This window comes from Vibrio japonicus, from assembly GCF_024582835.1.
Lineage (GTDB): Bacteria > Pseudomonadota > Gammaproteobacteria > Enterobacterales > Vibrionaceae > Vibrio > Vibrio japonicus.
The window spans coordinates 1,323,772-1,343,334 of the sequence record NZ_CP102096.1 but is presented as its reverse complement, the minus strand read 5'-3'; the positions used below and the strand labels follow the sequence as shown (position 1 = coordinate 1,343,334).

Here is a 19,563-nt window from a genome sequence, read left to right as displayed (position 1 = left end):
TTACCTATTAATTATGAAAATCCGCGCCACACTACTGATAACAGCCTCTAACTTCAAGTGTTGTTTTGAGTTAAAGGCTGCTTTGAGGATTAGAGGTTAGTAATTTTCAATTCTGATTCAGCACGTTGGGGAAGATAAACACTAAAAGTACTGCCTTGCCCCCATTCTGATTCCACTTTGATTTCGCCACCAGTTTGGCTAAGGATACTCTGAGACACAGACAACCCTAACCCTGTTCCTTCCCGTTTGGTGGTATAAAAAGGAGAGAAGATACGTTTCAGGTTTTCAGGCTTAATGCCACAACCTTCATCTTGAACATGGACTATTGCCCCAACGTTAATGCCGTTTTCAGTCCAGTCTTCCGTTCTTACCGTGAGTTTGCCCTCGCCTTGCATGGAATGAATGCCATTCATTTGTAAGTTGACCAATATCTGAAGAAGGTGATGTCTATTCACTTCCACTGAGCTTTTCGCCTGCAAATCCGTGACAAACTCAACCGCACGTTTCTTAGTTCCGGTTTTTACTAATGTAATGCTTTCTTCGACGATTGGGTTCACATGTTGCCATGTCACTTCATCTTGCACGCCGCCCTGACGACTGTATTGCAATAAACTGCGGGTGATGTTTCTAATTCGGTCGATTTGAGCATGAATGGCGTTGATTTCATCTTGTACTCTCTCGGCTTCATCTGCGAGTTCAAACTGAATCAATTCAATATTGCCAAGTATCACCGCACTAGGGTTGTTGATCTCGTGCGCAATACCAGCCGTCAGTTCACCCAGCGCCGCGAGTTTCTCATTCACGATCAACTTGTCGCGTGTCTGATTGAGAAGCTGGATATGAAGTTCCAGTTCTTCTGTTTTTTCCTTGAGACTAGCGGTTCGGTGTTCAACTTTCCCTTCTAACGCCACTGCAGCTTGTTCCAGTTCATTTTTTTGCTTTCTTAGCAAATCCAGCATCTGATCGAACTGTTTAGCCAGCTGAGCCAGCTCATGGTCATCATCCAAGTTTAATGGGCCAATTCGTGTCTCTTTGCCCAATTGGATCATTTTCACTACCCTGTGAATATGCTCAATGGGGTTAAACAAATCTCTCGAGCCGCGATAAACAAGAAATCCAGAGATAAGCAACAGCGCTAACGTGGTAATAAAGATTTCAACAATATTCGTCATGTAAGTTTTTACAAATGGCCAAAGCAAATAGCCGGTGTAAAGCATCCCTATGACGTTGTTATATTGATCATGAATGGGCTGATAGGCGGTGATGTACCAGGCGTCGTAGACATAAGCGCGATTCACCCACTCTTTATCTGCCCCTAAAACACTTCGGTTTACTTCTGATGACACTCGCGTCCCTATAGCTCGGCCGCTATGATCATCACTATCAAGGGGCACATTGGTGCTTACGCGCAAATCATCAAGAAAAACAGTCAACGTGCCCACTGGGCGTAAGGCATCGTCTTTAGACGGGTAAATCAAATCTCGAATCTGATCGACAAGGGTGGTGCTGTTATTTAATAGCAGTCCTCCATCGAGGAAGCCAATAATGTCATTTTGTTGATTGTATATCGCCACAACAGTACGACTGACAAGCCCGCGTCCTTCAACGCGTTGAGTATTATAGATGGGTATCTGCGCCCGCTTAGCTAAATCGTCCCCAAATTCTTTCAGTTCATCTTGGCTTAACACATCAAAGAAAGACTCCTTGCGCGTTAAATCTAAGTAATGGGATGTATCTATCCCTTGTTCTACCCGATGAAAACGCAAGAAATCCAAATTGTAGTTGCTTTTTTGCGCTGAGACCCAAGCTTGAAAATCGTCAAATTCAGAAGCCCTATTCAGCCTATCGACGAAGTCATAAGAACCCGCGAATGCTTTGACATGAATAGCCTGCTTATTCTGAATTAACTCGACACTGTTTTCTGCTACGTCTAACCGTTCAGACACATCAAGCAACGTACTTTGCCAAGTGTAATGAATCGACCAGTAGACTGTGATACCGATGAGCGCAACTAAGGTTAAGAAAATGGGCGCTGAAGTCAGTATCATCAGCCGGTAGCGAACCATGGTTTTAAATCGATGCCGCCACTTGGACCATAAAGCCCCGTTACTTGGCATAACTTGAATCCCCGGTTTCCCAATCTTTGAACTTTCTCTCTAACGTTTTTCGTGCCACACCAAGGTCTCGTGCGGCGGCAGATTTGTTACCATCATGAAAATCCACCAGCTGAAGAATGTGCGCCCTTTCGACCTCTTTTAATGACCAGTCATTGGGGTAACCATTTTGTTGCTCTGAGTCTTGGGGAAGACCCAGTATTTCACTACCGGTTGAAACCGTTACGGAAATACTCTTCTGAGAAGTTGTGCCGTTAATATCTCTCCAGTGGTGCGCTGGCGGCTTTCCAAGCAGAATGCAGCGCTCAATCAAGTTCTTTAGTTCCCGCACGTTACCCGGCCATTCGTACTCATTTATCGCACTCATATCCTCATGCGCCCACTTAGGTTCCGGAACACCAAGCTCCGCAGCGAGCATACGCGTGAAGAATGGAACAAGTTCAATCAAATCGGCCAGTCGCTCTCGAAGTGGAACCACATCAATTTTTAGGACGTTAAGACGATAAAAAAGATCCCGCCTAAAGTTTCCCTTCTCAACTTCTTGCTCAAGGTTCCTGTTGGTCGCTGCCACAACACGCACGTCAATATTTATCTCTTGCTCGCTGCCTACCGGACGAATAGTACGCTGTTCTAACACACGCAACAGTGCTGATTGCATGGAAATCGGCATCTCACCGATTTCGTCTAAAAACAAGGTGCCGCCGTTGGCAACGCGAAACAGACCTTCACGATTTTTTTTCGCTCCGGTAAATGCCCCTGAAGTATGGCCGAATAGTTCACTTTCAAGTAATTCAGGCGCAATAGCACCACAGTTAACTGGCACAAACGGTCCTTTTCGTTGGCTGGCGTCATGGACTCCGCGAGCCACTAACTCTTTGCCCGTGCCAGATTCTCCTTCGATTAGCACCGACGCTCGTGAAGGCGCGAATTGAGCAATCAGTTGTTTGAGTTGCTTGGTACGCTCGGAGCTTCCAACGATATCTGTCTTAATATGGCGTTTAAAATCATGTCGCAGTGCGTATTGATGCCTCTCGGAAAGACGCTTATCCATACACCTTTGCACCGCTTGAAGCATTTGATTCAAATTAAAAGGCTTAAGGATAAAGTCCGATGCACCCAGCTTTAAGGCAGAAATCGCGGTTTCCAGATCGGCGTAACCAGTCATAAATATGACATCGGCTTTTCGGTCATCATCGTTGAAGGCTTCTTCCCATTCTACCCCCGTTCGCCCAGGCAAATTAATGTCCAAGATGATCAAATCATAATGATGCGCCAATCTCAGTATTTCTGCCTCTTCAATGCTTCCCGCGGTATCGACTCTTGAGAACCACTTGCTTAACGCCTTATTAAGAATGGTTTGCATCCCTAGCTCATCATCGACAACGAGAACAGAAAATGCTTGATATTGTGACACTTTATTAGGATCTAAGATTGGCGACATAGTGACTCGGTATAATTTGTTGCAACTAGGACAGAGTGTACCAAGTATTATGCAATTGAGTGATAGAAATGTGCGACATTTTGTCGCTCCTCAAAGTTTTTATTGTGTAAACCCTTGGTGGTTCGTTTGAATGGAATCACAGATTATTGGCACTAAGATTGCTATATATGCTCGTGCGTTTATAAAAACGGACCTGAATGTCGGAGTATTTGGAATCGACATCACTGAGCAATTACCTCATAAATGGAACAATAATTATATGAAAGCAATCACTTTTACTCTTACAACAGCGTCTTTGGCTTTAGTCAGTTATTCTGCATTCGCAGCGGAAGACAATTCACAAGTTCGCTTGGCTACGACGACGAGCACTTACCACTCTGGCCTTCTCGATTACCTACTGCCTGAGTTTGAAAAAGATACCGGTTACAAAGTCAATGTTATCGCTACAGGTACAGGTAAAGCGCTTAAAATGGGTGAAAATGGCGACGTTGACCTAGTGATGACGCACGCTCCAAAAGCGGAAGCGAGCTTTGTTGAAAAAGGCTACGGCATGGAGCCGCGTAAGCTGATGTATAACGATTTCGTGATCGTTGGGCCGAAAGCCGATCCTGCGAAAATTGCTGACTCTAAAGAAATTGCTGACGTATTTAAAAAAATTGCCAATATGAATGCGACGTTCATTTCTCGTGGTGATGACTCAGGTACACATAAAAAAGAGAAAGGCATTTGGGCGCAAACTCAAATCGAACCTAACTTCGGTGGCTACCGCAGCGTCGGCCAAGGTATGGGCCCAACGCTGAACATGGCAAATGAAATGCAAGGCTACACAATGACTGACCGTGGTACGTGGTTGGCTTATAACAACAAACTGGATCTTAAAGTCTTATTCCAAGGCGATAACAGTTTATTTAACCCATACCAAGTAATTTTAATTAACCCTCAACGTTACCCAGCGATCAATCACAAAGGCGCAAAAGTATTCAGTGATTGGTTAGTAAACGATAAGGGTCAGCAACTTATCAATGACTTCAAACTCAATGGCCAACAACTTTTTGTCGCAAACGCAGACAAGAAATAGCCATTTATGAGCCTTTGGCAAACAACACTCGATGCGCTCGCCTTATTGGTGAGCTTTGACAGAGAGCTTTGGGAGATCGTTGCGGTCTCCTTTAGCGTTTCTGTGACGGCTATTTCCATCGTCATTTTGCCCGCTATTTTTCTCTCCTTTTTACTGGCCCATGCGGATTTTCGTGGTAAATGGTTTCTACTTTCTTTGGTTAACACGCTTCAGGCAATACCGACGGTTGTGATTGGTTTATTGCTCTATATGTTGCTTTCCAGAGCAGGACCTTTAGGAAATTGGGAGATGCTGTTTACGCAAAAAGCGATGATTCTAGGGCAAATGATGATTGGTTTCCCGGTTTTAGTCTCGATGATGCATGGCGCACTACAATCGAGTGATCGTCGGGCGATTGAAACTTCGATCACGCTAGGTGCTTCCATTCCACGTATAGCGACCACGATGATTTGGGAAGCGAGATTTCCACTCATGGCCGCCAGTATCGCGGCATTCTCTCGTATTGTCACCGAAGTTGGCTGTTCTATGATGGTTGGCGGAAACATCATGGGTCTCACCCGTAATATTCCAACCGCGATCGCCATGGAAAGCCATAAAGGTGCTTTTGCGCAAGGTGTTGCATTAGGGATTGTGCTACTGTCATTAGCTCTACTACTCAACTTCTTACTTACCAGCATGCGTGGAAAAGGCTACATGAGGACATAAGAGCGGTATGACCATTCAGATTAATGCACACAACTTGTCTATGCGCTTTAAAGAACGCGTGCTTTTTCACATCCCTGTATTAACGATTGGGCCAAACGAAGCCGTTTACCTCAAAGGCGATAACGGTGTGGGTAAAACAACGCTGTTAAAGATTTTATCCGGTTTATCCAAGCCAACAACTGGATTCGTTGACGCAACCAATGATGGCTGGTTTCGCCGTCTATTCAGTCGTGCCGGTCGCAAAGACGTCATCTATCTACATCAGTCTCCTTACCTTTTTGACGGTACAGTTTATCAGAACGTGGTTTATGGTATCCGCTATTCAAAAGAATCGACAAAAGATAAGCGAGCTCAAGTTATTACGGCTTTACGGATGGTAGGCTTAGAAACTTTGGCAGATGAACATATTTCAGTGCTGTCCGGGGGAGAAAAACAAAGAGTGGCGATGGCGCGAGCATGGATTCTCAAACCGTCGATTTTGTTAATGGATGAACCTAGCGCTTCTCTCGATCAAGAGTCTATCGACCGCATCGTGTTTATGGCAAAAGATTTGCTCAAGCGAGGGTCAAGTATCGTGATTACCAGCCATCAAAAAAACGCACTGACGGAACTATGCCGTAAGCAATGGTGGTTAAAAGACACGACTTTGGTAGAGTCTCCCCTGTTGCAAGTTATTACAGATAATAAACAAGAGAACAACTATGCTTCTTCCCACGCAAACTAGTTGGGTTATTTTAGCGGGTGGTCAAGCCAGCCGTATGGGCGGCAAAGACAAAGGCCTTATCGAGTTAAACAACAAGCCGCTGGTGCAACACGTTATCGAACGCCTTTCATCGCAAACTCCAAACGTATTAATTAATGCCAACCGAAATCAGGAAACATACGCGCAGTTTGGCGAAGTATTTAGTGATTCATTTTCTAACTATCCTGGTCCAATGGGCGGCATACACGCTGGCCTTATCCATGCACCAACGGATTGGGTTGGATTTGTCCCCTGTGACAGCCCACAAATCAATACCGACCTCGTAAAACGCTTTTGTGACGCGGCAGATGACACCACCGATATCTTGGTTGCTCATGATGGAGACCACCAGCAGCCCGTTTTTACGCTGTATCATAAGCGCGTACTTCCAAAACTAACGGCATTTCTTGAGCGTGGTGATAGAAAAATAATTCTTCTCTATAACGAGTGCAACATGCGCTACGTCGATTTCAGTGACTCTCCAGACTGCTTTCTAAATTTGAATACCCCAGAAGAACTCGAACAATTTGGAACATTAACCTCATGAATGACTCATTACCTATTCCAATTCTCGGCTTTGCTGCGTACTCGGGCACGGGTAAAACGACCCTTCTGGAAGCGCTGCTGCCTAAGCTGACGAAAGCGGGCCTGCGTATCGGTATGCTCAAGCACGCCCACCACAACTTTGATGTCGATAAAGAAGGCAAAGATAGCTATCGGTTAAGAAAAGCTGGGGCTTCGCAAATGTTGATTTCTTCTCGCAACCGTTTTGCGCTGATGACTGAAACCCCTGACTCAGAATCTGAATTTGAATATTTACTGGGTCGATTCGACACCTCTAAGCTGGACATAATCTTAGTCGAGGGCTGCAAAAACATCGCTTTTCCAAAAATTGAACTGCACAGAGAAATCGTCGGAAAGCCTTGGCTATACCCAAATGACGGTAACATCATTGCCATCGCATCAGATGCCCAAGCTACCGATACCGACTTACCACAAATGAACATCAACGATTTAGAGTCGATTTCGCAGTTTGTGGTGAACTACGCAGCTTCCCATAAGCCTGCAAAGCAAAGCAACAGCACGGACACCGCTTCCTGTGATACGCTATCTCCTGCTTTTCTGTCTGTAGAGCAAGGGGTAGCAAAGATTTTGTCTTTGGTCGGCACGGTAGAAGAAACTGAGGAATGTGCAGTTGAAGCGGCTTATGGTCGAGTTCTGTCTGATAACGTTGTTTCACCTGTTAACGTTCCGCAATATACAAACTCCGCAATGGATGGATACGCGATCCGTAGCGATGATCTACAACGCGAGACATACAAAGTGGTTGCCGAAGTCATGGCGGGTCATGCTTACGATTCCCCACTACAACTCGGCGAAGCTGTAAAGATCATGACGGGCGCACCGACACCGGAACATGGCGATACTGTTGTCATGCGCGAACAAGCCACAACAACCGGTGACACGGTCACGTTTAATGGCGTAAATATCAAGCCGGGTCAAAACGTTCGCCAAGCTGGCGAAGATTTAGCGATAGGAAGTAGTGTTTTCAATAAAGGGCAACGCTTATCGTCCGCTGAAATGGGCATGATAGCCTCACTCGGATTTGATGAGTGCTCTGTCTTCCGACAATTAAAAGTGGCCGTTTTTTCCACTGGTGACGAAGTTCAAGCACCGGGTACACCGCAAAAAGTGAACTCTATTTATGACTCCAACCGTTTCACCATTATTGGATTATTAGAAAAGCTAGGTTGCGACATTCTTGATTTTGGCATTCTAGAAGACAATGAAGAGATGATGATCCAAGCGCTTCAAGATGCCTCTGAACAAGCAGATGTCGTGCTGACTTCTGGCGGTGTATCGGTAGGCGACGCGGACTACATCAAACTCGCTTTAGAAAAGCTCGGCCAAATCGACTTCTGGCGTATCAATATGCGACCAGGTCGACCACTCGCCTTTGGTCAAATTAATGGTAAGCCGTTCTTCGGTTTGCCCGGTAACCCTGTCGCTGTCATGGTGTCATTCATTAACTTCGTTGAGCCAGCCCTAAGACAAATGCAGGGTGAAGAAGGCTGGCGACCGCTTAAAGTCAATGCTGTGGCTTGCGAAAATCTTCGCTCCCGCCAAGGCCGAACTGAATTTACTCGCGGCATATACGAATTGGATACAAACGGGCAGCTCACTGTACGAACCACAGGTAAACAAGGTTCGGGCATTCTACGTTCTATGAGTGAAGCCAACTGCCTAATTGAAATCTCCCCTGCGGTAGATACGGTAAAGTCAGGTGAAAGCGTGACAATCATCCCACTTCAAGGCAGAATCTAGGGTTAGAAGTTTGAGGCCAGCATCGCTGGCCTCTTTATTTGAACTGTATGAGAAACACTATGGCTCGCACCATCCTTTACACCTACAAAGGTGAAGACAAAACACTCACTTTTTCTTACGAACAACACCGTAATATCCATGAAGCCGTTGCTGAAGCAGAAGGGATCGATATTTCAAATTACCTGAAAATGGAACAGCAAATTGAAGCGGTATCCGATACCAAAGCTGTCCGTAATTATCGTGATAACCATTTTAGAAAGTTAGGTTTTGAAAAGCTCACGCTAAAACAAAAAGAAAACCGCGGCGTTGGTGAAAAGAACCGTTAACACGTCGACTTCACGCTCTCATAGCCATTATGTAGAGCGTGGGTCTCACACCGTATTCTTCTATACTGCAATGCTTGGCTAATTCTCAGCCAGTCACACTCCCTAGTCTCATATTTAATCTCATGTAACCGCTTTTTTCACAATTTTGTGCGTTTAATACAACTGTAACAATATACACGCAAAAAAAATGCTGTTAATTTTAGGCCCAGCTCAACAACAAAAAACAAATATAACAATTACATTCGGAATATAAGCCTTTTTATGAAAGCCCTTATACAGAAAATATTCAACGCTCAGGATGGTGAGGAGTTCAGCCTACAATGTTTAAACGAAATCTATACAAGGTATGCTCCCGATCACTGTTTGGTTGCGGAATATAACCAAGAAAAAAATATCGCTACCACCCTTGTTTACTTAGCACAAGGGAAGCGATTGGATAACATCTCTTATGATCTGTTAGGAAGCCCCTGTGAAAAAGTCATGAACAACGAAGTCATGTGTTCGTATTCTTCTGACGTCCAACAATCCTTCCCTAAAGACATAGTCCTGCAACACCTTGATGCAGAAGGCTACATCGGAGTACCACTACAAGCAAAAAATGGCCAGATCGTTGGTGTACTGGCTCTACTGTTTGATTCTCCGATTGATGAAAGCCAATTTGATTCAAACTGGCTTATCACTATTGGCGTGTTAATAGGTAATTCTGTCCTACGAGAAAGATTGACCAAAGAGAATAACAAACTACTCCAGCAATTTGATTATTCTGAGCAGATTACGGATACCTGCTCGTGGGCATGGAATGTCAAAAACAACCTGTTTTACTATTCCAGCAACCTGACTCGCATGTTCAACATCTCGCCAGATAGAAAGCTCAGTTTTTCAGACTTCTTTAATGACTATATTTTTAAAAGTGATGCGCAATATCAGGAATTCATTTCTCAAACGATGTGCCAAGATGATGTATCACGACTTATCGTTCGACAAAAAGAATGTCATTCCAACATGCAACTAGAGATGCGTTATTCCAAGCGCTTTAACGATTTCGGTGAACTGGAAAAGATAGAAGGTAACATCAAAAATATTACCGACCTTTCAAAACTCCAGTTAAACAGTTCAGTGGCGGATCAGATTATTCAGCTCTCTGATCGGGGCATCATGTTAACTGATCAGAACAACCACATTATGAAAGTGAACGCCCGCGTCGAAGAGATTACAGGGTATAACGAACAAGAGTTACAAGGTCAATCCACTCGTATTTTCAGTTCTGGCATTCACGATGCGGAGTTTTACCAAAAGATGTGGCAATGTATCCAGAGCACTGGCCGCTGGTCGGGTGAAATATGGAATAAAACCAAATCTGGCGCGATTTACCCAGAAAAGCTACAAATATCCGTGGTTGAAGATATAGACGGGAAAGTCACAAACTATATCGCCATTTTTGAAGACATGACCGCACATAAGATGATTCAAAACCAGTTAGCTCGCTATAAAAATAAGCGTGACTTTACTGGACTGATGACTCGAACCAAATTTATCCGTAATTTAGATGAACGCGTTGATCAAATGGTTGTTCTGATCGACATTTGCCGTTTTTCATCAATAAATACTCTCTATGGCGAAGCATTTGGGAATAAAGTGCTAAGACATGTTGGGCAAACCCTCACAGAGCACTTTTCGTCTTGTTCTTCTGACATTTGTCGTTATGGCGCGGATCAGTTTGCGCTGACGCTCGGTGAATCTTACTACGAACAAATCGACATTATTACAGAACGTATTCGCACGGTGTTAGAGGCAGAGTTTGCGATAGAGCAACGCAAACTGAAACTTTCTGTCAACATTGGGCATTCGAATCATGAGTACTCGGCTGCGGAATGTCACCCACTCACACAGGCTTACTATGCGCTTGATAAGGCAAAAAAGCGCCCTGTACCAAGCACCATTAAGTATTCCGCTTTGATGGAGCAAAGCATCAGTCGTAAGCACAAACTCGGCGTTCTGCTAAAAATGGCCATCGCAGAAAAAAGACTGCACGTTGAATACCAACCCATCTTCGACATTCAAGAAAATAGAGTCGTTAAGTTTGAAGCATTGGCGCGATGGACAGAAAATGGCGAAGTCATCTCTCCATTTGAGTTTATCCCTATTGCCGAAGAATTGGGTTATATCCGTGATCTCGGCCAGCTGGTATTAGATATTGCATGCACCGATATGCAAAGGCTGAAAGAACTTGGCCACGCCAATATGAGGATCTCTATTAATCGCTCGATTGAAGAGCTCAATCATGAGGAGATTAATAACTCATCGATCCTAAATACCATACACGAAGCTGGATTGAGCACCGATGACTTTATCATCGAAGTGACAGAGTCGATTCCTCTTGAAGACAAGCCAGAAGTTCAACGATTGCTAAAACATCTAAGACAGAACGGGCTTCGACTCGCACTTGATGACTTTGGTACAGGCTATGCGTCTTTTTCTAATTTGATGAAAAATACGGTAGACATACTGAAAATTGACCGGTCGTTAATTAAAAACATTGATACCGATAAGAACAATGCGGTGCTGGTAGAATCTGTGGGGCTATTGGCTAATCAACTGGGGCTAGATGTTATTGCAGAAGGCGTAGAGACAGAGGAACAACTTCAACTACTCAAATCTATGGGTTGTCGTTTTATCCAAGGCTACTACATCAGTAAACCAACGCCATTTGAGACAGCGATAAATCTACTTCAATAACGTTTCATGCAGCGTTAACGTCTACAACGGAAACAATAAGAGCTTGCCTAGGGCAAGCTCTTATTTTTTATGGGGTAAGCTTACTTAATATTTAAGAAAGCCGCACCACGAACACCACCTGAGTCACCGTGTTTTGCTTTGATGATTTTCGGGCACTTAGCCACTGAAAGGAGATATTTTGGTACGCGCTTAGGCATTTCTTCGTAAATCAACTCAAAGTTTGAAAGTCCACCACCCAATGCAACAACATGTGGATCGTTAGCAGTGAAGATATTTGCGAAACAGATAGCCAGTAGTTCCATGAAACGCTCAACATGCTCCACGGCTTTTTCTTCACCTTCTGCGTGAGCTTTGATGATCTCAATCGCTTTCTTATGCTCACCAAAGTAGTGTTCGTAAATCAACTCAAAACCACGACCAGATAAGTAACTGTCTAAGCAACCTTTTTTACCACAGCCACAACCTAGCAGTGGAGCGTTTTCGCCTAAATGGAACCAAGCGTCCAGCGGCAAACGCATATGACCAAACTCACCAGCAACGTGGTTACGGCCAGAAAAAACCTTGCCTTCGTAAATCAAACCGCCGCCAAAACCCGTACCTAAAATCAGACCCATTACCGATGGCTCGTCTTTTAACTCTTCATCCCATGCTTCAGAAAGCGCAAAACAGTTCGCATCGTTTTCAATTTTTACACTGCGGCCAATTTTTGCTTCAAGATCCGCGCGTAGAGGCTTGCCTTTTGCAGCGGGTACATTGACTGTTAGCACGGTTGCATCATCAGCGTCTTCCATTCCCGGCAGACCTAGACCAATTTTGCCTTCGCATGAGAATTCGTTGTCGTACTTCTCCACTAAGCAAGCAATGGTGTCGACTAACAATGGGTAATCGTCTGTTGGTGTTGGTACGCGCTCGGTTGCGACACGCTCTAGTTTTTCGTTAAATGCACCAAATTCAATCTTGGTACCGCCTACATCAAAACCGTAGTACATCAACTCTCTCCCAGAATATTCAAATCAAAAAAGTAAAAAATAAAAAACTGACTCATTATCCATATAGCTACGCCTACAATCCGTGACCGATGACATATTTAGTCTCGTGAATTATCTAAATGCTTATTCCCTAATCCGCAATTTGCTGGACTTTAGAGCAATCTCTCTTTTTGCATCGCAATGTATTGGTTAAGCGAAGGGCGTTGCTCATCCACCTTTCCACGGCTTTTGCTAAGCAAATAACTTTCTTTAAACACTGCAAACCAGTGTGTCAGCGTATTGGCTGCTTGCTGATCATCAAGTTCTGCAAACACGAGCGATGCCACTTCAGCCGTCGCAAGGTGCTGCTCGTTGTCAGAGCGTCGCATCATGTATTGAGAGATAGAATCGGGCTTGATGGACAGTACAGGTAATGAATCTAAGTAAGGGGATTTTCGGAAGATACGCCTCGCTTCTCTCCAGCTACCATCTAAAAAGATAAGTAGTGGCGTTTTGTGTCCGCAGTAATCACGAGCTTTACCGGTGATCAATCGTGTCGAATCATCGACATACTCATCAGGGAACACCACAATAGGCTGATAGTGTTCGTGATTGATCAGCTCAAGCATTTCTTTCGATGGCTCGGTGCGACTCCACTGATACACATACCCTTCTTGGACAGTATCGAGAATCAGTCTGCCTGTGTTGCTTGGCTTAAACACCTCATTCTCTGACACCAACAACATCACCGCGATATTCGTATCGATTTTCGGCTGGTACTCACAAATACAGTGCATCTCTGAAACTTGGCAATACTGGCAACGCTGTACCTTACACCCACGTGCATTGAAAGGTTTGGTCGACTTTTCCAGTCTGTCTTGGTATAGGCGGTGAAAAGCGTGGACTCTCATCGTGATTCATTGATAATGGAAAGGGTGCAAAGTGTACTCTCGATCTTGAGAGTTGCAAGCATAATGCTCATCTAACTCGGTGATTTTAGGGTGAATGACTTAGAGGTAAGTTGCACTACGTCGCCACGACCATATTGGGACACACAACATGCAAAACCCAGATGTCATTCGCTTTAGTTTCTTTTTGTCCGTGCTTATTCTCTGCGGCATTTGGGAGTGGGTAACGCCCAGAAAGACCTTAACTCAAAGCAAGGCCTATCGCTGGTTGAATAATCTTGGGTTAATCGCATTCAATTCCGTCTGTTTAAGCCTTCTGATGCCGATAATGGCGTTTGAGGCAGCCATGCGAGCTAACGACAGTGGCATAGGTTTTTTTCACTTAGTCAACCTCCCCTTTACAGTAGAGCTCATCGCCTCTGTGCTGTTGTTAGATTGCGCCATCTACGCGCAGCATGTGCTTTTCCATCGTATTCCTTGGCTCTGGCGATTGCACCGAATGCACCATGCTGATCAGGACATTGATGTCACCACAGGGACTCGCTTTCATCCGATCGAAATATTACTCTCTATGGGGATTAAGGTTGCGATTGTCTATGCCCTTGGCATTTCTCCCATCGCGATTGTTGTCTTTGAAATTATCTTAAATGCCAGTGCGATGTTTAATCACAGCAATGCAAAACTGCCTTTAAAGTTCGATGCGTTTCTAAGACGTTTGATAGTGACACCCGACATGCATCGCGTACACCATTCGATTATTGCCCGCGAGACGCACTCAAACTTCGGATTTTTCTTATCGATTTGGGACAGAGCGTTTGGTACGTATATCGACCAACCCGAACTTGGCCACGACAAGGTGGTTATCGGTCTGCCTATATTTCGTGAAACAAAAGAGCAAAGGCTGGATAAAATGCTTACCCAACCCTTTCGTGAACAATAAAAAAGGAGCTTTTCAGCTCCGTTTTCGTTGTTAGTGGTGTAATTCGTACTTGTGAAGCATCGTTTGCTGATGCCCTGCGATCTCGGCCACCTGCTCTGAACTCTCCACCATAGACTCTAACTGAAGGTTGGTCTGCTTACCTTGCTCTGAAACATGCGTAATTGAACGGCTGACTTCCGCTGTTGCTCTCTCTTGCTCTTCGGTGGCGACAGTAATCTGTTCAACGCGTTCACGGATCTGAGACACAGCATTCGCGATGTCTTCAAAGGTGTGCTTCACCTGTTCGCTAGACTCCAAAGCAAAGGTCATTTCTGTTCTGGTGTCGGTCACCGCAGAACGCGATTTCTCTGCCGCTGTGACCAACTCGCTCATGCGGTCACGTATTTTGCTTGTTTGTTCAGAAGTATCGCTGGCAAGTTTACGCACTTCATCTGCAACAACGGCAAACCCTCGTCCTTGCTCTCCCGCACGAGCCGCTTCTATGGCTGCGTTCAACGCCAGCAAGTTCGTGTTGTCTGCGATGCCGGCAATCATATCGACCATCTCACTGATCTGCTTCACACGGCTATCGAGTTCAAGCATCGAGGCTTCGTTCAAGTTCAGCGTATTTTCCAACGATTGCAGTCTTTTTTGATTCTGCTCGATGGCGGTGACCCCATGACTTGAGTGCTCTGCCGCGCGTTGAGACTCACTGTACGATTCATTGGTTACGGTAGCGATTTCGCGGATAGAGGCTTCTAATTGGCCAATAGTCGTGATCATGCTAGCCAGCGATTCATTTTGTTGAGTTAAACTTGAGCGTGATTTTTCAGCCGCACCATGGCTGATTTCCGCGGTTTGATAGAGTGTCTCGCAGTTTCTTGTTACCGTAGAAATCGATTCACGCGTTGAGTCAATCACTTGGTTTAGCTTACGCGCGACCTCTTTAAGCTCTAGCGGACCGCGAAGTTCAATATGTTGCGTAAAGTCGTGTTCTGTCAGGTTATTCAGATTCGACAGTATGTTTTTGAGCCCTCTATTCACCCACGCACGTAACGCAAGCCAAGTCACCACAATAATCAATACAAGCACCACACTGCTGATAATCATGGTCCAGATCATTTGATTCATTGTGTCGTTAACGACGGTTTTGCTGTCTTCAATCAAACCTTCTGCGGTTGATGATACGCGGCTCAGTAAGTCATTCGTCTTATTTGCTACGACTGCCGCTTGAGCAACCTGACCTTTTTGGATTTGTGTTAGCTCTAGCTTGTGCAGAAGCTGATCTAAAACACCATTTTCTACAAAGCCTGTCTTGACCATGTCATATGGTGCAGTCAGACTAGCAAACTCATTAATATCTGGGTGCCACTCTTCAAAGTCATCAAACGCTAAATTAATACCGGCAATACGGTTACGCATTTCTTTGTAATGACTTTGCGCTTTTTCAAGGTCAGACTCCATCATAAGTACTAAAAAAGTACTTTCCATTGACGATGCACTGGCAATAAAGCGGTTCGCGGCATCCGATGATTCTGGGTTATCAACGGCTAAGAACGAACTGATTCGGCTCATTTCCGGGCCCATTGAACTTAGACCATAACGAAAGCTTGCCACTTCTGAATCGATACCCTGTTGCATCACCAGTAGTTTTGACTGAACATCCAGAATATTGTCTGTTAGCGTGAAAAGCGTTGAGATGTTAGCGCTGATTTCTTGCTGTTGTTGCTCTGAAAGCGCGTTGTTAAAGCCTACTGATATATCGAAAACATGGTTACGTGATTGCTTTGTCTTTGCGACGAGTTGATCTATCTTAGCGCGGATCGCTTCTAACTCTTCGCTGGATTCAACCTGTGTACCGTACCCTAACTGCTTCACTTGCTCTAGAATGGTTTGAGTGAGCTTTGCATTGGTCATAGCTAGCGGTAAAGCTTTATCCGACAAACTGCTAAATTGAGTATCGACCCTATCTAAACCATTAATACTAGTGACAGCAAGTGTAATTACCAGTAGTGTGATGGTAACAAACACGGTACTAATTGTTTGGATAAGAGATAGAGAAGGTTTATTATTTTTGTTCTTCATTCTAAACAGCAGACTTCATACAAAAGTTTATAAAGCCGTCATTCTATTTAGGAAATATTACAGTTCAATGTCACTAAAAGAACAGTTACTTACAAAACAGTCACGTACAGAACAAAACATTAGCGTTAACAAACTCAAGCGTATGATTCCTGCTTCTATCATGCTGGCCGCTTTGTTTGGCTGTTCTTCGAGTCCGGAAACTCAATTTGACGAACCTGCTCCACCAATCGAACAGATCGAAGTTCCACCAGCAGTGATTCCCCCTCAATTATCAACAAAAGCGTCATTGATGCAGGTGTACAAAACGTGGGAAGGCGCGCCATACAGGCTTGGAGGCAGCAGTTTTAATGGCATTGATTGCTCTGCATTCGTTCAGGTAGCGTATCGCGATGCCCTAGATATGGAGCTCCCTAGAACAACATACATGCAATCAAAAATGGGCAAACAGGTAAAATACAAAGAGATAAGAGTGGGCGACTTGGCGTTTTTTAAAACAACGCGAACCATGAGGCATGTGGGAGTCTACATTGGCAATAAGCAATTCATGCACGCTTCTACATCTCAAGGCGTGATGATCTCAAGGCTAGATAACCCTTACTGGGCTTCGAAATTCTGGCATTTCAGGCGGGTGATTTCCCCACCTGAAAGTAATCTGCCGTCGAGTTAGTAGGACTGTGCGACAGCAGAATCAAATAAGTTCTTCAAAAGCGCAACATACTCATCTAAAAAAGCAATTTGCTCGTTTGTCGCGGGCTTGCTCCACACTCCAGCTAGCACCTCACTCAGATCTTCAACGACAGAGTCGGCTTCTTTTAGCAGTTTAAATCTAACGCTAGAGTGCATGTCTGGGTTCTGCTCGAAAATGGCCATAATATTACTGGCCACCATATCGGTAACGACATCTTCGACACTTTCTGATCCAGTGTCACTCTTGTCCGATGTAAATATATCCAAATTAAAAGCTAAATGTTCGATTAAAGCTAAATACCCATCGGTCTCTACTACCACAGCTTCTCTCCATTCTTGTGTTGTCGTTACAGTACAGGGTAATACTATGTCAAATCAAAGGCTTTAAACAACTTATGCAAGGTCATTTACTGACAAAACCCTCGATACAGATGTAATAATGACAAATTACTAATCTATTCTCACATTTACACACGGTTCGAATTCTTATGTAATTAGAATAGTTTAGTCGCGATTCACCTCACATTTTATCAACTCAGTCTTAACTTCTCTTTAAATCGTTGAATTTTTTGCACTCTGAGTCAGTTTCATCGCCGCTGTTCTTCTACAATTAGTGTATACCGCTCATTGTTCAGGGGAAAAGTATGTGGCAAGCCATTTCTCAACAGCTTTCTGAGACCCTTATGTTCACGTTCGATATCACCGAAAAGACGAAAGTAACAGGGGGTGATATTAACGAATGTTACATGATAACCGACGGCGAACAGCGCTACTTTGTTAAGATTAACACTCGTGAATTTTTGCCTAAATTCGAAGTCGAAGCAGAAAACATCCGCATACTACGTGAAAGTAATACGGTCTCTGTGCCTGAGTTTATTTTTACTGGTCAGTCCAAAAACAATTCATTTATTGTTCTCAACTACCTGCCAACCAAACCGCTTGAAGACGACTCAAACAGTTATTTGTTTGGTCAACAGTTGGCTCGGTTACATCAATGGGGAGAACAAAAAGAGTTCGGATTCGATCAAGACAACTATATTGGTGAGACTTTGCAACCCAATAAATGGGAGCGAAAATGGGCACGATTTTTCTCTGAACAAAGAATTGGTTGGCAACTTCAATTAGTCAAGGAGAAAGGAGTCAACCTTGTTAACATCAGCGAGTTTATCGAAGTAATCCATGAACACCTCGCAGGACATCAACCGCGCCCTTCTCTTTTACATGGCGATTTATGGAACGGAAACGCGGCACAATCTGTTTTTGGTCCAATCTGCTTTGACCCTGCCTGTTACTGGGGTGATCGCGAATGTGACATCGCTATGACGGAGTTGTTTGGCGGCTTCCAGCCAGAATTTTACCAAGGGTATGAAAGCATTCTCCCTCTCGATTACAAATACACTGAACGAAAGGATATTTACAACCTTTACCATTTGCTTAATCACTATAACCAGTTTGGTGGACACTATTTGGATCAGTCTCAGGTATTGATTAATAAGATATTGTCGTACTAATAAAGTCGGAATTTGTATTAATTCTTTGTCCAATCGTTTATTTCAGACTTATGATTAATATGACAGTAAGGAAATGTTCTATGACTCTGAGGAGTAATTCATCAGAAGAGAAGGTAGAGAATTATGCGAGAATACACGGAAAAATTCGTACCCTGCCCTCACTGTGGTCATTCCATTGCCGTCACACTGGATGCCTCAAACGGTAATCAAGAGTTCTATGAAGATTGTCCAGCATGCTGTAACGCCATCCACTTCAATATGATGGTGAACGAACAATTAGATACAATAGAGCTGTCAGTTGACGCGGATGATGAGCAGATTTTTTGAGCTTTAATCGCTCAAACTAGGGATACCGGATGCTGCTTTAAACCAGCATCCGGTTACGAGAGCACTCTCTTTTAAGATATGTGTTTTGCTGCAAGCACTCGCTCGACTGTGTCGACTATAGCTTGTGTCTGTGGATCAAATTCCACGTTTATCCTATCGCCCACTTTTCGCTTTCCAAACAGCGTGCGTTGCAGTGTTTCAGGGATCAAATGAACAGAAAAAAGGCGGCCTTCGACTTCACCAATTGTCAGAGAGCAGCCATCCAGTCCAATATAACCTTTGGCTAATACGTACTTCATGCTCTCTTCAGGTAGTTCAAACCAGATCGTTCGATTGTTTGGCGTATCGATAACGTCTGAAATGGTCGCAACCAGACTCACATGGCCAGACATGCTATGCCCACCAATCTCATCACCAAACTTAGCAGCGCGCTCGACATTAACAACATCGCCAATCTGCAAAGCACCCAAGTTTGTCAATTTTAGCGTCGCTTGCATCAGGTCAAATGAAATGTGTTCACCCGCTATTTTTGTCACCGTCAAACAGCAACCATTATGAGAAACAGACGCACCAATTTCTAATCCAGCACTCATCGACTCTGGCAGTCTGATAGTATGGGTTTGAAACGCTTCTTTCTTATCAATGGCTACGACCTCTGCCATGCCTTGTACAATTCCGGTAAACATAGAAA

The 19,563-nt window shown here is 44.2% G+C and carries 18 protein-coding genes; 11 read left to right on the top strand and 7 right to left on the bottom strand.

Translation table 11 applies throughout. From position 1 onward, the window contains the following. Nucleotides 1–89: 89 nt before the first annotated feature. Together NP165_RS06350 and NP165_RS06345 are read right to left on the bottom strand one after the other, a co-directional pair. Entirely contained in the window at nucleotides 90–2,117 is a 2,028-nt protein-coding gene (locus NP165_RS06350; RefSeq protein WP_257085473.1) for a sensor histidine kinase, read from the bottom strand. Continuing rightward, entirely contained in the window at nucleotides 2,107–3,555 is a 1,449-nt protein-coding gene (locus NP165_RS06345; protein ID WP_257085472.1) for a sigma-54-dependent transcriptional regulator, read from the bottom strand. The genes NP165_RS06350 and NP165_RS06345 overlap by 11 nt, the downstream gene beginning before the upstream one ends. 259 nt (nucleotides 3,556–3,814) lie before the next feature. Here NP165_RS06345 and NP165_RS06340 point away from each other — a divergent pair, with 259 nt between their 5' ends. The 7 genes from NP165_RS06340 (at nucleotide 3,815) to NP165_RS06310 (ending at nucleotide 11,467) form a co-directional block, all read left to right on the top strand. Next, a complete protein-coding gene (locus tag NP165_RS06340) occupies nucleotides 3,815–4,633 on the top strand; it encodes an ABC transporter substrate-binding protein (RefSeq protein ID WP_257085554.1) in 819 nt (272 codons plus the stop codon). Nucleotides 4,634–4,639: 6 nt separating this feature from the next. Further along, nucleotides 4,640–5,338, top strand: coding sequence for an ABC transporter permease (locus NP165_RS06335; RefSeq protein ID WP_257085471.1), 699 nt, complete (start codon nucleotides 4,640–4,642; stop codon nucleotides 5,336–5,338). Between the two features lie 7 nt (nucleotides 5,339–5,345). Next, a complete protein-coding gene (locus NP165_RS06330; protein WP_257085470.1) occupies nucleotides 5,346–6,062 on the top strand; it encodes an energy-coupling factor ABC transporter ATP-binding protein in 717 nt (238 codons plus the stop codon). Further along, complete coding sequence (mobA, locus tag NP165_RS06325; RefSeq protein ID WP_257085469.1) at nucleotides 6,040–6,627, top strand: molybdenum cofactor guanylyltransferase MobA; 588 nt, start codon at nucleotides 6,040–6,042, stop codon at nucleotides 6,625–6,627. Before NP165_RS06330 ends, mobA begins: the two co-directional genes overlap by 23 nt. Continuing rightward, nucleotides 6,624–8,405, top strand: a complete 1,782-nt coding sequence (locus tag NP165_RS06320) for a bifunctional molybdopterin-guanine dinucleotide biosynthesis adaptor protein MobB/molybdopterin molybdotransferase MoeA (RefSeq protein WP_257085468.1) — start codon at nucleotides 6,624–6,626, stop codon at nucleotides 8,403–8,405. Before mobA ends, NP165_RS06320 begins: the two co-directional genes overlap by 4 nt. 59 nt (nucleotides 8,406–8,464) lie before the next feature. Next, nucleotides 8,465–8,731, top strand: a complete 267-nt coding sequence (locus NP165_RS06315) for a DUF2960 domain-containing protein (RefSeq protein WP_257085467.1) — start codon at nucleotides 8,465–8,467, stop codon at nucleotides 8,729–8,731. Nucleotides 8,732–8,992: 261 nt separating this feature from the next. Further along, on the top strand, nucleotides 8,993–11,467 hold the full coding sequence (locus NP165_RS06310) for a putative bifunctional diguanylate cyclase/phosphodiesterase (protein ID WP_257085466.1): 2,475 nt from the start codon (nucleotides 8,993–8,995) through the stop codon (nucleotides 11,465–11,467). A gap of 80 nt (nucleotides 11,468–11,547) precedes the next feature. Here NP165_RS06310 and nagK read toward each other — a convergent pair whose 3' ends face one another. Beyond that, nucleotides 11,548–12,456 carry an N-acetylglucosamine kinase gene (nagK, locus tag NP165_RS06305; RefSeq protein WP_257085465.1) on the bottom strand — a complete coding sequence of 303 codons (909 nt, stop codon included), beginning with the start codon at nucleotides 12,454–12,456 and terminating at the stop codon, nucleotides 11,548–11,550. A gap of 152 nt (nucleotides 12,457–12,608) precedes the next feature. Further along, nucleotides 12,609–13,346, bottom strand: coding sequence for a tRNA-uridine aminocarboxypropyltransferase (locus NP165_RS06300; protein ID WP_257085464.1), 738 nt, complete (start codon nucleotides 13,344–13,346; stop codon nucleotides 12,609–12,611). Nucleotides 13,347–13,494: 148 nt separating this feature from the next. Here NP165_RS06300 and NP165_RS06295 point away from each other — a divergent pair, with 148 nt between their 5' ends. After that, nucleotides 13,495–14,283, top strand: a complete 789-nt coding sequence (locus NP165_RS06295) for a sterol desaturase family protein (protein WP_257085463.1) — start codon at nucleotides 13,495–13,497, stop codon at nucleotides 14,281–14,283. Between the two features lie 30 nt (nucleotides 14,284–14,313). On the opposite strand, the gene NP165_RS06290 is transcribed toward NP165_RS06295, so the two are convergent. Then, entirely contained in the window at nucleotides 14,314–16,347 is a 2,034-nt protein-coding gene (locus tag NP165_RS06290) for a methyl-accepting chemotaxis protein (RefSeq protein WP_257085462.1), read from the bottom strand. A gap of 142 nt (nucleotides 16,348–16,489) precedes the next feature. On the opposite strand from NP165_RS06290, the gene NP165_RS06285 reads away from it, so the two are divergent. Further along, nucleotides 16,490–17,014: an NlpC/P60 family protein gene (locus tag NP165_RS06285; protein WP_257085553.1), complete on the top strand. Its 525-nt coding sequence runs from the start codon at nucleotides 16,490–16,492 to the stop codon at nucleotides 17,012–17,014. Here the strand turns inward: NP165_RS06285 and NP165_RS06280 are convergent. Further along, on the bottom strand, nucleotides 17,011–17,355 hold the full coding sequence (locus NP165_RS06280) for a DUF3802 family protein (RefSeq protein ID WP_257085461.1): 345 nt from the start codon (nucleotides 17,353–17,355) through the stop codon (nucleotides 17,011–17,013). The genes NP165_RS06285 and NP165_RS06280 overlap by 4 nt on opposite strands. A gap of 323 nt (nucleotides 17,356–17,678) precedes the next feature. Between NP165_RS06280 and NP165_RS06275 the strand changes: the two genes are divergently transcribed. Together NP165_RS06275 and NP165_RS06270 are read left to right on the top strand one after the other, a co-directional pair. Continuing rightward, nucleotides 17,679–18,545: a fructosamine kinase family protein gene (locus tag NP165_RS06275; protein WP_257085460.1), complete on the top strand. Its 867-nt coding sequence runs from the start codon at nucleotides 17,679–17,681 to the stop codon at nucleotides 18,543–18,545. Between the two features lie 123 nt (nucleotides 18,546–18,668). Next, nucleotides 18,669–18,872 carry a CPXCG motif-containing cysteine-rich protein gene (locus tag NP165_RS06270; protein ID WP_257085459.1) on the top strand — a complete coding sequence of 68 codons (204 nt, stop codon included), beginning with the start codon at nucleotides 18,669–18,671 and terminating at the stop codon, nucleotides 18,870–18,872. Nucleotides 18,873–18,943: 71 nt separating this feature from the next. Here the strand turns inward: NP165_RS06270 and NP165_RS06265 are convergent, their stop codons facing one another. Then, complete coding sequence (locus NP165_RS06265) at nucleotides 18,944–19,558, bottom strand: riboflavin synthase subunit alpha (RefSeq protein WP_257085458.1); 615 nt, start codon at nucleotides 19,556–19,558, stop codon at nucleotides 18,944–18,946. Between the last annotated feature and the right edge of the window lie 5 nt (nucleotides 19,559–19,563).